We start from the raw sequence: 13642 nt of genomic DNA on the forward strand, positions 1-13642 counted from the left end.
TTAAGCTTTCGCATATGGATGCAGTGTATTCGGGTAGATTTCCGTCGGATAGTTCCCCGTGAAACATGCTGTACATCCGCCGTGTTCCAGTGATTCTTCACCCTCATAAATCGCTTCGTTCAATCCATCGACTGACAAAAATGCCAGACTGTCCGCGCCTATGATCTCCTGCATCTCTTCAAGGCTATGATTAGCGGCAATCAACTCACCGGAATTCGATGTATCGATACCGTAGTAACAAGGATTCTTGATCGGAGGGGATGCAATCCGTACGTGAACCTCCGTCGCACCCGCTTCCTTCAGCATCCTTACAATCCGCCTGCTCGTGGTACCACGGACGATTGAATCATCGACCATGACGACACGCTTGCCTTCGACAATGCCACGAACCGCAGACAATTTCATTTTCACACCCTGCTCCCGCAATTCCTGGGAAGGCTGGATGAACGTTCTGCCAACATAGCGGTTCTTGATCATACCAAGCTCATACGGAATGCCGGATTCCTCGGCAAAACCGATGGCGGCGGAGATGCTTGAATCCGGTACACCTGTGACGACGTCTGCTTCCACCGGTGCTTCTTCAGCTAGCGCTTTCCCCATCCGTTTCCGTGAAGCGTGGACATTTTTCCCGTCGAGGTTACTGTCCGGTCGAGAAAAATAAACATGTTCCATCGAGCAGAGTGTACGCTGAATTGGTGCAGAAAACCGCTTCGCCTGAATCCCGTCATCCCCGATGATCAGCAATTCCCCAGGCTGCACTTCTCGGAGATACTCTGCACCGACGACATCAAATGCACACGTTTCCGAGGAGACGACATAAGCGCCTCCCATCTTTCCGATCGATAACGGTCGCAAGCCGCGCGGATCAAGGGCTATATAGAGGTGATCCTCCGTCATGACGAGGAACCCATATGCACCTTTGATCATTGAAAATGCCTGCATCAAAGCTTCATCCATTTCCAGATGACCGCTGCGTTTGATCAGGTGAGCGACCACTTCCGTATCGGAGGTCGTCTGCAGGATACTGCCCTGCGCCTCGAGCTGATGCTTCAACGCTTGTGCATTGACGAGGTTACCATTATGAGCAAGGGCCATGCTGCTTTTCTGCGAACGGAACACGAGCGGCTGGACATTTTCGTATCCGCCGCCACCTTGTGTTGCATAACGGACGTGACCAATCGCCGCATGACCATCCAAGTCTGCCATACGCTCCTGCTGGAACACTTCAGAGATCAGTCCCAATCCTTTCGCAAGCTTCAACTCGTTCCCATCACTGACGACGATACCCGCACCTTCCTGTCCGCGGTGCTGGAGGGCATGAAGACCATAATAGGTCAGCTGTGCTGCATCTTCATGTCCCCAGACGCCGAATATTCCGCATTCTTCATTCAGGCCTTTGATTTCACCAAGCATGGAATGGCTCCCTTCCAAGCATCCTTCAATGCTTCTGTCTGTTCGTTGATGACGTTCGTTCCGTTGTGCTCCACCTTCATTGTTCCATCTGCCGTTACGATTCCGATCTGGTAAGCATCCGGCAGCATTTGTTCAATTGAATCTTTATGAGCAGGATCTACAGAAATCAGGAATCTGGACTGCGTTTCTGCAAATAACTCCTCAACTAGATCGCCTTCAAGCGAGACGTCACACCCTAGTTCATTTGCAAAAAGAGATTCTGCCAGTGCGACCGCAAGCCCACCTTCTGATAAGTCATGCGCACTCTTTACAACACCTGATTTGATTGCTGCAAGCAACCGTTGCTGGCGTCCTTTTTCCACATCGAGATCGATTGCTGGCGCTTTTCCGAAATAGCGGCCTTCGAGCAGTCCCTGAAGTTCACTCCCACCAAACGATGCATCCGCTTCTCCGATTACATAGATAAGATCGCCTTCTGCCTGAAAGTCGGAGCGTGTAATATGATCGGTGTCTTCAATCAATCCGACCATACCCACAATCGGTGTCGGGTAGATCGCTTTACCGAAGGATTCGTTATAAAGCGAAACGTTTCCACTGATGACCGGAGTGCCCAGTGCTTCACAGGCCCCACTCATCCCTTCAACGCTCTTCTCCATCTGCCAGAAAATTTCTGGATTCTCTGGTGAACCGAAATTGAGTCCGTCCGTAAGCCCTAGTGGTCGTGCACCGGAACATACGATATTCCGAGCTGCTTCAGCTACTGCTATTTGCCCACCCGTTTCCGGATCGAGGTAAATGTAGCGGGAGTTACAGTCCGTTGTCATCGCGAGCGCTTTTTTCGTGCCTCTTACTCTTACGACTGCAGCATCGGATCCTGGTAAGATGACTGTATTCGTCTGGACCATTGAATCGTATTGGTCATAGACCCATTCTTTACTTGCGATCGTCGGTTGCTGGAGTAATGCTTTCAATGTTTCCGTTGCATCGATTACGTTAGGTCGATACGTTTCCATCGCCTGAAACTCCTGATAATATCCCGGTACAGCAGATGGCTGGTGATAGACCGGAGCATCTTCTGCAAGAGAATCGACTGGCACATCAGCAGCGACCTCCCCTTGATGAGTCAGGCGGAAGCGGCGTTCTTCAATGACTTCACCGACAGCGACGGCTTCTAATTCGTATTTTTCAAACACTTGCTGGATCTCTTTTTCACGGCCCTTTTCGATGACAAGCAGCATGCGCTCCTGCGATTCAGAAAGCATCATTTCGTATGGTGTCATATTCAATTCCCGCTGTGGAATCAGGTCAAGATTCATCTCGATTCCCGTGCCTGCTTTACTCGCCATTTCACTTGCAGAAGAAGTAAGACCTGCTGCCCCCATATCCTGCATGCCGACAAGCGCATCGTGATGGATGACTTCCAAGCATGCTTCGATCAGCAGTTTTTCCATGAATGGATCGCCGACTTGGACGGAAGGACGCTTACTTTCTGCCTCTTCAGATAATTCTTCCGATGCGAAAGTCGCTCCATGGATGCCGTCACGGCCAGTTTTGGCACCGACGTACATGACGGTGTTTCCGATTCCTGCTGCGATTCCTTTTTGAATATCCTTATGGTCAATTAAGCCGACACACATCGCGTTGACAAGCGGATTTCCTTCGTAGGCATCATCGAATTGGACTTCTCCCCCTACAGTTGGTACACCGACACAGTTTCCGTAGCCTGCAATGCCACGGACAACTTCTTCAAATAGATAGCGGACACGAGAGTTCTCCAATGAACCGAACCGGAGCGAATTCAAGAGCGCGATCGGGCGTGCGCCCATTGAAAATACGTCACGGATAATTCCGCCTACCCCGGTTGCAGCACCTTGATATGGTTCAACAGCTGACGGGTGGTTGTGGCTTTCGATTTTGAAAACCACCGCCTGCTCATCACCGATATCGATGATCCCAGCTCCCTCTCCCGGACCCTGGAGCACATGAGGTGCTTTCGTCGGGAATTTCGCTAGTAAGGGTTTGGAGTTCTTGTAGCTGCAGTGCTCAGACCACATGACGGAAAACAAACCGGTTTCCGTGTAATTCGGGCGGCGTCCGAGAATATTTTTGATTTTGATGAACTCGGCATCCGTGAGTCCCATTTCGCTATAGAGCTTTTGGCTTTCTACTTGTTCCGGGCTGATTTCAAGCATGGATGGCATGGGAATTCCTCCAGTGTGTCAGAATGGATTGGAACAGGCGCAGTCCGTCTTCACTGCCTAACAGGCTTTCCACCGCGCGTTCCGGGTGAGGCATCATGCCGAGCACATTGCCTCGTTCATTGATGATTCCGGCAATATCACCGACGGAACCGTTCGGGTTGTCGGTATATCGGAAAACGATCTGATCGTTATCTAGCAATCTCTGATAAGTAGCTTCATCACAATAGTAATTTCCTTCTCCGTGGGCGATCGGAAGGCCGATCACCTCTCCTGCTTCGTAGCGGGAGGTGAACATCGTCGTGGCGTTCTCCACTTTGAGAGGTTCGACGTGACACATGAACTTGAGGTCCCGGTTCGGAAGCATCGCACCCGGCAAAAGACCGGATTCGAGCAACACCTGAAAACCGTTGCAGACACCCAGTACAGGCTTTCCTGCTTCTGCCGCCTGTTTTATCTGACTGATGACTTCTGACGTTGAAGCGATTGCACCCGAACGAAGGTAATCGCCGTAGGAAAATCCACCAGGCAACAATAAAGCATCGTATTCAGACAGGTCTGCATTTTGGTACCAGACCATGTCGACATCTTCGCCAAGCCCATCCTTCACGGCATGGTACATGTCCCGGTCACAGTTCGATCCTGGAAAAACGATGACAGCGAACTTCACGCGATGACCTCCTCGATTGTGTACGTATAGTCTTCGATGACAGGGTTGGCAAGGAACTTTTCGCACATCTCTTCGATCTGCTTGTCGATATCTGCTCCATCTTCAATCATCAGTTCCATGTATTTTCCGACACGGACTTCTCCGACATTCTTATGATTATGGGCGTGAAGAGAGTGCTGGACCGCCTTTCCTTGTGGATCTAGGACGCCTTCTTTCAATGTGATGTGAACCATTACTTTACGCATACTTTCTCCTCCAGTCGATTTAAAATAGTTTGATAGACTTCGATCAGATCGCCAATATCATTGCGGAATACGTCTTTATCCATTTTTTCGCCTGTCTTCGTGTCCCACAGGCGGCAGGTATCCGGGGAAATCTCGTCTGCAAGGACGATGCTTCCGTCTGGCAGACGGCCGAATTCAAGCTTGAAATCGACGAGGGTAAGTCCAGCTTCGAGAAAGACTTTCTTCAATAGACTATTGATCTTCAATGCTTCGATCTTCAAGTCATCCAGGTCATATTCAGTTACATTTGCTAACAGTTTTGCGTGTTCATCATTAATGAGTGGGTCATCAAGGGAATCGTCTTTGTAAAAAAGCTCGATGATCGGCTGCAGGAACACCGTCTTTTCTTCGATGCCGAGCCGTTTCGTGATACTGCCGGTGGCGATGTTACGGATGACGACCTCCAAAGGGATGATCTCCGTCTTGTACACCTGCTGTTCCGTATCATTCAATGCCTTGATGAAATGTGAGGATATGCCTTGCGCGTGCAAGTATTGAAAGATTTTTGATGTGATGAGATTGTTGAGACGGCCTTTGCCTTCGAACTCTGCTTTCTTCTTACCGTTAAAGGCGGTGGCGTCATTTTTATATGATAGAATCAGCTGCTGATCCTGACCTTCGACATGATAGACCTTCTTCGCTTTACCTTCATAGAGCAGGGAGCCTTTCATAAGAACACCTCGTTTAAGATAATAGTAAAGGAAGGAACTGCGATGTCCCTTCCCTCCTGTTGATTACAGACCAATCCGTTCGAAAATACGATCGACGTTTTTCAAATGATGGGTGTAATCAAAACATTCTTCGATTTGTTCTGGGGACAGTGTTGATGTAATTTTTTCATCTGCTTCAATCAGTTCACGGAACGGAATTCCACGTTCCCATGCCTCCATCGCCTTCGGCTGGACAAGATCATATGCTTCTTCACGAACCATGCCTTCATCAATCAATGTCAAAAGGACACGCTGTGAGAAGATGAGTCCATATGTCTTTTCCATGTTTTCCTGCATGCGATCAGGGAAAACGGTAAGGTTCTTAACGATGTTGCCGAATCGGTTGAGCATGTAATTCAATGCAATCGTCGCATCCGGTAAAATGACACGTTCTGCTGAGGAATGCGAAATGTCACGTTCATGCCACAGTGCAACATTTTCATAAGCCGTCAGCATTTCTCCACGAAGGACGCGAGCCATCCCGGTCATGTTCTCTGAACCGATTGGATTACGTTTATGAGGCATCGCGGATGAACCTTTCTGACCTTTCGCGAAAAACTCTTCCACTTCACGCGTTTCCGTTTTCTGAAGGCTGCGGATTTCCACTGCCATTTTTTCAATCGATGTCGCGATCAGTGCCAGTGTCGAAACGTAATGAGCATGACGGTCACGCTGAAGCGTCTGAGTGGAAACAGGCGCCGGCTTCAGTCCGAGATGCTTACACACATACTCTTCTACGAACGGATCGATATTGGCATAAGTACCGACTGCACCAGACAGCTTGCCGACTTCGATGTGCTCGATAGCAAGATCCAGGCGCTCGAGATTCCGTTTCATCTCTTCATACCAGAGCGCAAGCTTCAGGCCGAAGGTTGTCGGCTCTGCGTGCACGCCGTGGGTACGCCCCATCATGACGGTATGTTTATGTGCCTGTGCCTTTTCACCGAGGATCTCGATGAAGTTGACTACATCTTTACGGATGATTTCGTTCGCCTGCTTAAGCAGGTAGGAAAGCGCCGTGTCGACAACGTCCGTGGAAGTCAGTCCGTAATGGACCCACTTTCGTTCTTCACCAAGTGTTTCGGATACCGCACGTGTGAACGCGACGACATCGTGGCGTGTTTCTTTTTCAATTTCGTAAATGCGTTCGATATTGAAGTCCGCATTCGCTCTCAGCTTCTGCACATCCTCGGTCGGAATGATGCCCAGTTCACTCCACGCTTCGCAGGCGAGGATTTCGACTTCGAGCCATGCTTTGAATTTGTTCTCTTCTGTCCAGATCGCTCCCATTTCCGGACGTGTATAACGTTCAATCATGTTGAACCTCCTTAAACTGTCCCACCAAACACTTTACCACGAGTGCAGGTTGTTTTTCTCTATCGTTTGTTCGATTTGTTCCAATGATTCACCGATAAAGGTGATGTGTCCCATTTTCCGGTTTGCCCTTGCTTCTTTTTTCCCGTAATCATGAAGGTGTGCCTGTTCTATATGTTCCAGTCGTCGGAAAAGCTCTTTCTGTTGTGCACCTAAGACATTGATCATGACAGCTGCCGGGAAGGTGTGGACCGGAAGCAAGGGTAAACCGACGAGTGCACGGATGTGCTGCTCGAACTGCGACACGTTACATGCTTCTATAGTGTAATGTCCAGAATTATGTGGACGTGGCGCCATTTCATTGACAAAAACTTGATCACCCTGAACGAATAGCTCGATGGCGAAGGTTCCCGCGAGATCCATTGATTCACCGATGCTTTTGGCGATTTGCTGTGCTTTTGCTTCGATGTCTGCAGTGATTGCAGCTGGAATCTGCGTTTTGAACAGAATCTGATTGTGATGGATGTTTTCCGCAATCGGGAAGTAGACGATGTCACCGCTTTGGCTTCTCGTAAAAATAATCGAGATTTCCCTGTCGAACGGTACGAACGCTTCGATGATGTACGTGCTGTCCGGAGCGATAAAGCTTTCTGCTTCGGCAAGGTCAGATTCAGCGTCCAGTTTCAGCTGTCCTTTTCCATCATATCCACCTGTCACGGTTTTCAACATCGATGGAAAGCCGATAGTGGCAGCTGCTTCCTTCAATTGATCAAACGTTTGTACAATCGCGTATTCCGGGACGTTCAGCCCTGCTTCGACAGAAACTCCCTTTTCAAGCTCTCTGTTCTGTGTCACTTTCAGCGGGTAGGCGCCTTGAGGAAGCTTTGCTGCATCCTCCAGCATTTCAGCGATACTTAGGTCGACATTTTCGAATTCATATGTGATGACGTCACTTATATCAAGCAGCTGTTGAGCCGCTTCGCGATCATCGTAGGCTCCGATGATATGGTGATCAGCAACCTGTGCACATGGGCAGTCTTCCTTCGGGTCGAGAACTGCGATCCGGTACCCCATATGTTTGGCAGCGGTTGCCATCATGCGTCCTAATTGCCCACCACCGAGGATGCCGATCGTCTGGCCTGGCTGGATGAGTTTATTTGTCATGAAGTTCCCTCCTCATGCCATTGACTTTATCTTTCAGACTTGATTGGTAGTTTTGTAGATTTGCTGCAATCGTTTCGTCAAAAGTTCCTAGCATTTGTGCTGCGAGAATACCGGCATTCTTCGCTCCCGCACTGCCAATTGCAACGGTAGCCACCGGTACACCACCTGGCATTTGAACGATTGATAAAAGGGAATCAAGTCCATTCAGCGCTTTGGACTGGACCGGCACGCCGATGACCGGCAGTGTCGTTTTGGAAGCGACCATCCCAGGAAGATGCGCTGCTCCGCCTGCACCTGCGATGATGACTTTCAATCCCCTTTTGCGGGCCTGTGTAGCATAGTCGAACATATCTTCAGGCGTTCGATGCGCCGAAATGATTTCTTTTTCATAAGGAATTTGCAATTCGTCCAGGGCTTCACATGCATGCTTCATCGTTTCCCAGTCGGAAATGCTCCCCATGATCACACCTACTTGAATCATCTAACCCCTCATTTCTGTTTCTTATTGCCTTCCACTTCGCCAAGACTAATGGTATGTCCCGTTACTGTAGTTGCGTTCGGGTTGGCTCGGAAACAACTCGCTTTCCTGCGGGGGATCTGGCAAGCTTCCTCAGGCTTCGCCTTGTGGGATCTTGCCTAGCCCCTTCTCCCGCGGGAGTCTCGTCATTTCAGAGCCAACCCAGATGTTTGTAGTTGAACTGCTCCGATATATACGACAGAGAGCGGCGGGGGATGGGGAGACTCCTGCGGGACAGAAGTGCTTGGTGAGACCCCACAGGACGTCAGTCCGAGGAGGCTCACCGCTCGCCCGCGGAAAGCGAGCCATTCCCCGCCGCCCGGATCTTCTTAAAAACATAAAAATGCCTATCTACCTTCTCTACGATAGAGAAGATGGATAGGCATTGGCGTGGACAATCTGGATATACGAGTCACCAGACAATCCTTGCATTGCTGCAACGATTCATCTTCCCCATAGTCCAGCCATTTACGGTAGCTGGGTAGAGACGCACGGGCCATATTCCCGTAATTATATGAGGCACGTTATTTAATTTCTATCTTCATCATAGCAGGTATTCAAAACAACTGTCAACGCAATTTACGAACAATAAAATTTTCAGACTATTGAACGTTCGGATTTTACTGTTTTACTGCAGTAAAGACGATTTTGCGGCCGACTGGTTCGACGTCCTTTTTCCCGTCCTTCGTCACTTCCTGGAAAATCGGTTCTTCCATTCGACGAACTGGGGTATAGCCTTCTTTTGCCATCCGGTCGAGACATTGATCGATTGTCTCGCCTTCTTCCACTTCAAAACGCATCTTTTTGCCTTTAGCCATTGTTCAACTTCCCTTTCCTCACTTGTTTCACCCAGAACCCGCCATGGATCTGCTTTGGCTCATAGGCGATGATGAAAGCCTTCGGGTCCAGTGAGCGGATGGTATCATACAATTTCAGTTCATACTTTCTCGGGGTAAGGATCTGCATCGCAAGTCGGTCCCCTTCCATTCCATAGGCGAACCAGCTCGTAACTCCATAGCCTTTATCACGAAGCTTCTTTGTGAATTCAATGTCCGGGCTTGAGGAAATGACGTTGACGGTGATGTATCCGAGCGCCAGCTTTTCTTCAATTTTCATGCCGACGATGACACCTAACCCATAACCGACTGCATAGGCAATCAGGTTTTCGATCTGATCCAAGTTGTCGAGCACGAGGCCCAATCCGACGATATAGACGACGACTTCAAACATACTGATGAATGCAGCGAAGTACCGCTGACCTTTCAGCGTGAAGATCATCCGGATCGTGAAAAACGAAACATAAACGATGTTCACGACGAGAATGATGGCAATCATCACGAGTGCGTTATCCAACATTGCTGTACCTCCCAATTTGTCTGCTCGTACCTGGGTATTCACACAGAAAAATTCATTTGCATACACTATATAACACCATAAAGCTGGTTACAAACAGAAATTATATGGAAAGGTGTCGAGTGTGATGAACCAGTTCGATGATTGGAAGAAGAATATGGACCGTTTCTTCGGTAATGATTTCTGGGGCGGCTTCGAGGGACTAGTCAAACCACCACTTCCCCAAATCAACCTTTACCAACTTGATAATGAACTTATCTGTATTGCCAGTGTGCCCGGATTGGAGGATCTTAATAAGGTCGATGTCTACGTCCATCAGTCTACGCTTGAAATCAAAGGTGTAATCGAGTTGCACCACTTGGGCGGTCAGCAAGTGAAAGGCGAGATTGTACAGGGAGCATTTGATCGGAAAGTGGATCTGCCTTATCAAGTAAGAAGCGACAAAATTGATGCTTCCTATAAGAACGGGCTGCTCGTCATCCACCTCCACCGCCTGATTCACGAAACAGACCGAAAAAACCGCATCAAAATCGTCAACTTAGAAGAATAGTAAAATACACCCCAGCTTAAAAGAGAAGCTCCGCGCCAAAAGGCCGGAGCTTTACTACTTTAAAGTGATGAGGGACAGTCCCTCAGTGCGTTAAAGCGTGTCAGGATAGGAAGATGAAGTACAGGATGAATATGACGAACAGCAGGTACATGATCGGGTGGATTTCTTTGATCCGGCCTTTCATGATCATCGTAATCGGATAAAAGATGAACCCTACTGCAATACCTGTAGCAATGCTGTATGTCAGTGGCATCGCAATGATCGTAAAGAATGCAGGAACAGCGATCTCGAACTGATCCCAGTCAATGTTCTTCAACGATGCAGACATCAGCACACCAACAACGATCAATGCCGGGGCAGTAACTTCAGCGGTTACGACTCCCAACAATGGAGAGAAGAACAATGCCAATAGGAAGAATCCAGCTGTCACGACAGATGTGAATCCGGTTCTACCACCTGCTGCTACACCAGCGGTAGATTCAATATAGGAAGTTGTAGTTGAAGTTCCGACTACCGAACCGACGACTGTTGCAGCGGAATCCGCAAACAACGCACGTCCTGCGCGTGGCAATTTGTTGTCTTTCATAAGACCAGCCTGTGTAGATACTGCTACAAGCGTTCCAGCTGTATCAAAAAAGTCGACGAATAGGAATGTCAGGATGACGACCAGCATTTCCAACGTAAAAATATCACCAAAATGAATGAATGCCTGTCCGAATGTTGGAGCTACGCTTGGTACTTCCCCGACAATCCCGCCTAATCCGGATGGAGGATTGATCAATCCAGTGACCATCCCAGCGATGGAAGTAAGAATCATTCCGAAAAAGATTCCACCCTTAATACCTAAAGTCAGTAGAACGATTGAAACGACAATCCCGAAGATTGCAAGCATCGTAGTCGGAGCGGTCAAGTCACCAATACCGACAAGCGTTGCATCGTTATTCTGAATGATTCCAGAGCTCTGAAGTCCGATGAAGGCGATGAACAAGCCAATTCCGGCACCGACTGCCAGTTTCAAGTTGGCAGGAATCGCATTGATCACTTTTTCACGCAAACCAGTTACAGTCAATACGATAAAAATAAGTCCAGAAGCAAGTACACCAGCCAAAGCAGTTTCCCATGGGATGCCATAGCCAAGCACGACGGTGTATGCGAAGAATGCGTTCAAGCCCATTCCAGGCGCAAGTGCGATCGGGTATTTCGCCAACACACCCATGATCAGTGATCCGACAGCCGCAGCAATCGCTGTGGCAGTGAAGACAGCACCCTGGTCGATCCGAGTGACACCTTCCGGTAATTGTTCAATATCTAAAAGAGCCAGTGTCGCCGGATTGACGAACAAGATATAAGCCATTGCCAGGAATGTCGTCATCCCCGCCATGAATTCCGTACGATAATTCGTACCTAACTCCTCAAATCGAAAATACTTCTTCATTTCGTTCTCTCCCCTTTTACTAGTCACACGACGTCAGGTAAAAATAAAAAACGCCCCTTACGAATAGGAGCGTTTCTGAAGAACGATGGAAATCGGCATAGTAATGACACTACACCCATTCACCAACGTAGTCAGGTCATTTACGGTAACCTGGTAGAAACTATTGGGCCCTATCCCCAAAATTATACGACGGTGTAACTTTATAATCTTTTTCTACTATTTATAGTAAGTTAGATTCAAATTGCTGTCAATACAAAACTCGAACATTATCTATTTTTGTCGTTTTAATGTTCGTTTTTTATTCCCACTCGATCGTTGCAGGCGGCTTACTAGTCACATCGTACACGACACGGTTGATGTGGTCGACTTCGTTTACGATACGTGTAGAGATCTTCTGAAGCACGTCCCAAGGGATTCTTGCCCAGTCGGAAGTCATCCCGTCAATCGACGTAACTGCACGGATGCCGATTGTGTAGTCATACGTACGTGCATCGCCCATCACGCCTACAGAGCGGATGTTTGGAAGTACAGTGAAGTACTGCCAAATGTCACGATCCAGTCCTGCATTTTTGATCTCTTCACGCAAAATCGCATCGGATTCCCGGACAATTTCAAGCTTCTGATCCGTGATTTCACCTAGCACGCGAATAGCAAGGCCTGGGCCAGGGAATGGCTGGCGCCAAACGATTTCATCAGGCACCCCTAATTCAGAACCAAGCACACGCACTTCATCCTTGAACAACGTGTTCAGCGGCTCGATCAATTCGAATTGCATGTCTTCAGGCAGTCCACCGACATTGTGGTGGGACTTGATCGTCTGAGCAGTATCCGTACCACTCTCGATGATATCGGTATATAGCGTACCTTGTGCAAGGAAATGCGTATCCTTCAGTTTGGCAGCTTCATCATCAAATACATAGATGAACTCGTTTCCAATGATTTTACGCTTCTTCTCAGGATCAGACACACCTTCTAATTTTCCAAGGAAACGATCTTTCGCATCCACCTTAATGACGTTCATGTTGAACCCATCACTGAATGTCCGCATGACACTATCCGCTTCATCTTTACGAAGCAGGCCATGATCAACGAAAATACAAGTCAATTGATCGCCGATCGCTTTGTGGATCAGTGCAGCTACGACAGAAGAGTCTACCCCGCCGCTAAGTGCACACAATACCTTTTGATCTCCAACTAGCTCACGGATTTTTTCAACTTCCATATCAATGTAGTTTTCCATCGTCCAGTCGCCATTACAGTCACACACATCAAATGCGAATTGCTTCAGCAAGTGATTGCCGTACTCTGAGTGACGCACTTCAGGATGGAATTGGACGCCATACAGCTTGCGCTCAGCATCGCTCATTGCTGCAACCGGGCAGGAAGGACTTGTCGCATCGACGGTAAACCCTTCAGGAGCACCAATGACTTTATCACTGTGACTCATCCAGACGTTCTGAACAGTCGGACTGCCTTCGAATAGTACATTTTCATTTTTAAGAGTAATGGCAGCTTTCCCATATTCGCGTTCTTTAGCACGTTCCACTTTCCCATTGAAATGATGGGTCATCAGCTGCATGCCGTAACAGATTCCCAGCACAGGGATATCCAAGTCGAAAATACGCTCGTCACAACGGAAGCTGTCCTCACCATAGACGCTGTTCGGACCACCGGAAAGGATGATCCCCTTCGGATTCATTTCCTTTATTTCTTCTGCTGTCATCTTGTGGGAATGCAGCTCACTGTAGACGCCGAATTCACGGATGCGGCGAGTGATCAGCTGGTTATACTGGCTGCCGAAATCCAGAACAAGAATCATATCATTGGTTACTTTTTTCATGCTTGTCAGCTCCTTTGAAATTAAAAAAACTGGATTTTTGCCCCTACATAGGAAGGCAAAAATCCAGAATTTCATCACCATTGGATCATTGCCTTCATAGTCAGGATGTTTACGGTATCCCGGTAGAGACTCTCGAACCTTATTATCGAGGATATATGAAGATCATTGCGTTATAATTTTTATCCATTCTAACA

General features: G+C 48.2%; 13 protein-coding genes and 3 riboswitches. Of the genes, 1 reads left to right on the top strand and 12 read right to left on the bottom strand.

What is annotated here, in order from left to right:
* The 10 genes from purF to ACFQ2J_RS17765 all read right to left on the bottom strand — a co-directional run bounded on the left by purF (position 1) and on the right by ACFQ2J_RS17765 (position 9626).
* A complete protein-coding gene (purF, locus tag ACFQ2J_RS17720; RefSeq protein WP_386063758.1) occupies positions 1–1413 on the bottom strand; it encodes an amidophosphoribosyltransferase in 1413 nt (470 codons plus the stop codon).
* Positions 1389–3614, bottom strand: a complete 2226-nt coding sequence (purL, locus tag ACFQ2J_RS17725; RefSeq protein WP_386063761.1) for a phosphoribosylformylglycinamidine synthase subunit PurL — start codon at positions 3612–3614, stop codon at positions 1389–1391. Before purL ends, purF begins: the two co-directional genes overlap by 25 nt.
* Positions 3598–4281 (bottom strand): phosphoribosylformylglycinamidine synthase subunit PurQ, encoded by a 684-nt coding sequence (gene purQ / locus ACFQ2J_RS17730; protein ID WP_386063764.1) that lies wholly within the window; start codon positions 4279–4281, stop codon positions 3598–3600. Before purQ ends, purL begins: the two co-directional genes overlap by 17 nt.
* Positions 4278–4526 (bottom strand): phosphoribosylformylglycinamidine synthase subunit PurS, encoded by a 249-nt coding sequence (gene purS / locus ACFQ2J_RS17735; RefSeq protein WP_386063767.1) that lies wholly within the window; start codon positions 4524–4526, stop codon positions 4278–4280. The genes purQ and purS overlap by 4 nt, the downstream gene beginning before the upstream one ends.
* Positions 4514–5236, bottom strand: coding sequence for a phosphoribosylaminoimidazolesuccinocarboxamide synthase (gene purC, locus ACFQ2J_RS17740; protein ID WP_386063770.1), 723 nt, complete (start codon positions 5234–5236; stop codon positions 4514–4516). The genes purS and purC overlap by 13 nt, the downstream gene beginning before the upstream one ends.
* Positions 5237–5299: 63 nt before the next feature.
* Entirely contained in the window at positions 5300–6592 is a 1293-nt protein-coding gene (purB, locus tag ACFQ2J_RS17745) for an adenylosuccinate lyase (RefSeq protein ID WP_386063772.1), read from the bottom strand.
* A 33-nt stretch (positions 6593–6625) separates the two neighbouring features.
* On the bottom strand, positions 6626–7753 hold the full coding sequence (gene purK, locus ACFQ2J_RS17750) for a 5-(carboxyamino)imidazole ribonucleotide synthase (RefSeq protein ID WP_386063775.1): 1128 nt from the start codon (positions 7751–7753) through the stop codon (positions 6626–6628).
* Positions 7743–8234: a 5-(carboxyamino)imidazole ribonucleotide mutase gene (gene purE, locus ACFQ2J_RS17755; protein WP_386063778.1), complete on the bottom strand. Its 492-nt coding sequence runs from the start codon at positions 8232–8234 to the stop codon at positions 7743–7745. The genes purK and purE overlap by 11 nt, the downstream gene beginning before the upstream one ends.
* A gap of 472 nt (positions 8235–8706) precedes the next feature.
* Positions 8707–8808: riboswitch (purine riboswitch) on the bottom strand.
* 82 nt (positions 8809–8890) lie between these two features.
* On the bottom strand, positions 8891–9088 hold the full coding sequence (locus ACFQ2J_RS17760; protein WP_386063781.1) for an NETI motif-containing protein: 198 nt from the start codon (positions 9086–9088) through the stop codon (positions 8891–8893).
* Positions 9081–9626, bottom strand: a complete 546-nt coding sequence (locus ACFQ2J_RS17765) for a DUF2179 domain-containing protein (RefSeq protein ID WP_386063784.1) — start codon at positions 9624–9626, stop codon at positions 9081–9083. The genes ACFQ2J_RS17760 and ACFQ2J_RS17765 overlap by 8 nt, the downstream gene beginning before the upstream one ends.
* 124 nt (positions 9627–9750) lie before the next feature.
* Between ACFQ2J_RS17765 and ACFQ2J_RS17770 the strand changes: the two genes are divergently transcribed.
* Positions 9751–10173 (top strand): Hsp20/alpha crystallin family protein, encoded by a 423-nt coding sequence (locus ACFQ2J_RS17770; RefSeq protein ID WP_386063787.1) that lies wholly within the window; start codon positions 9751–9753, stop codon positions 10171–10173.
* A 100-nt stretch (positions 10174–10273) separates the two neighbouring features.
* Here the strand turns inward: ACFQ2J_RS17770 and ACFQ2J_RS17775 are convergent, their stop codons facing one another.
* Both ACFQ2J_RS17775 and guaA read right to left on the bottom strand, forming a co-directional pair.
* Entirely contained in the window at positions 10274–11608 is a 1335-nt protein-coding gene (locus ACFQ2J_RS17775) for an NCS2 family permease (protein ID WP_386063790.1), read from the bottom strand.
* Positions 11609–11716: 108 nt separating this feature from the next.
* Positions 11717–11818: riboswitch (purine riboswitch) on the bottom strand.
* Positions 11819–11906: 88 nt separating this feature from the next.
* Positions 11907–13448 carry a glutamine-hydrolyzing GMP synthase gene (gene guaA, locus ACFQ2J_RS17780; RefSeq protein ID WP_386063793.1) on the bottom strand — a complete coding sequence of 514 codons (1542 nt, stop codon included), beginning with the start codon at positions 13446–13448 and terminating at the stop codon, positions 11907–11909.
* A gap of 77 nt (positions 13449–13525) precedes the next feature.
* A riboswitch (purine riboswitch) is annotated at positions 13526–13627 on the bottom strand.
* Positions 13628–13642 lie beyond the last annotated feature (15 nt).

Source organism: Thalassobacillus hwangdonensis, from assembly GCF_042675915.1.
GTDB classification, from domain to species: Bacteria; Bacillota; Bacilli; order Bacillales; family Halobacillaceae; genus Thalassobacillus_A; species Thalassobacillus_A hwangdonensis.

Bases quoted from the DNA above. Each gene is read 5' to 3' on its own strand.
- ACFQ2J_RS17760 (WP_386063781.1), bottom strand. From the start codon at position 9,088: ATGGCTAAAGGCAAAAAGATGCGTTTTGAAGTGGAAGAAGGCGAGACA.
- ACFQ2J_RS17775 (WP_386063790.1), bottom strand. From the start codon at position 11,608: ATGAAGAAGTATTTTCGATTTGAGGAGTTAGGTACGAATTATCGTACG.
- purF (WP_386063758.1), bottom strand. From the start codon at position 1,413: ATGCTTGGTGAAATCAAAGGCCTGAATGAAGAATGCGGAATATTCGGC.
- purB (WP_386063772.1), bottom strand. From the start codon at position 6,592: ATGATTGAACGTTATACACGTCCGGAAATGGGAGCGATCTGGACAGAA.
- purE (WP_386063778.1), bottom strand. From the start codon at position 8,234: ATGATTCAAGTAGGTGTGATCATGGGGAGCATTTCCGACTGGGAAACG.
- ACFQ2J_RS17770 (WP_386063787.1), top strand. From the start codon at position 9,751: ATGAACCAGTTCGATGATTGGAAGAAGAATATGGACCGTTTCTTCGGT.
- purK (WP_386063775.1), bottom strand. From the start codon at position 7,753: ATGACAAATAAACTCATCCAGCCAGGCCAGACGATCGGCATCCTCGGT.
- purC (WP_386063770.1), bottom strand. From the start codon at position 5,236: ATGAAAGGCTCCCTGCTCTATGAAGGTAAAGCGAAGAAGGTCTATCAT.
- purL (WP_386063761.1), bottom strand. From the start codon at position 3,614: ATGCCATCCATGCTTGAAATCAGCCCGGAACAAGTAGAAAGCCAAAAG.
- ACFQ2J_RS17765 (WP_386063784.1), bottom strand. From the start codon at position 9,626: ATGTTGGATAACGCACTCGTGATGATTGCCATCATTCTCGTCGTGAAC.
- purS (WP_386063767.1), bottom strand. From the start codon at position 4,526: ATGCGTAAAGTAATGGTTCACATCACATTGAAAGAAGGCGTCCTAGAT.
- guaA (WP_386063793.1), bottom strand. From the start codon at position 13,448: ATGAAAAAAGTAACCAATGATATGATTCTTGTTCTGGATTTCGGCAGC.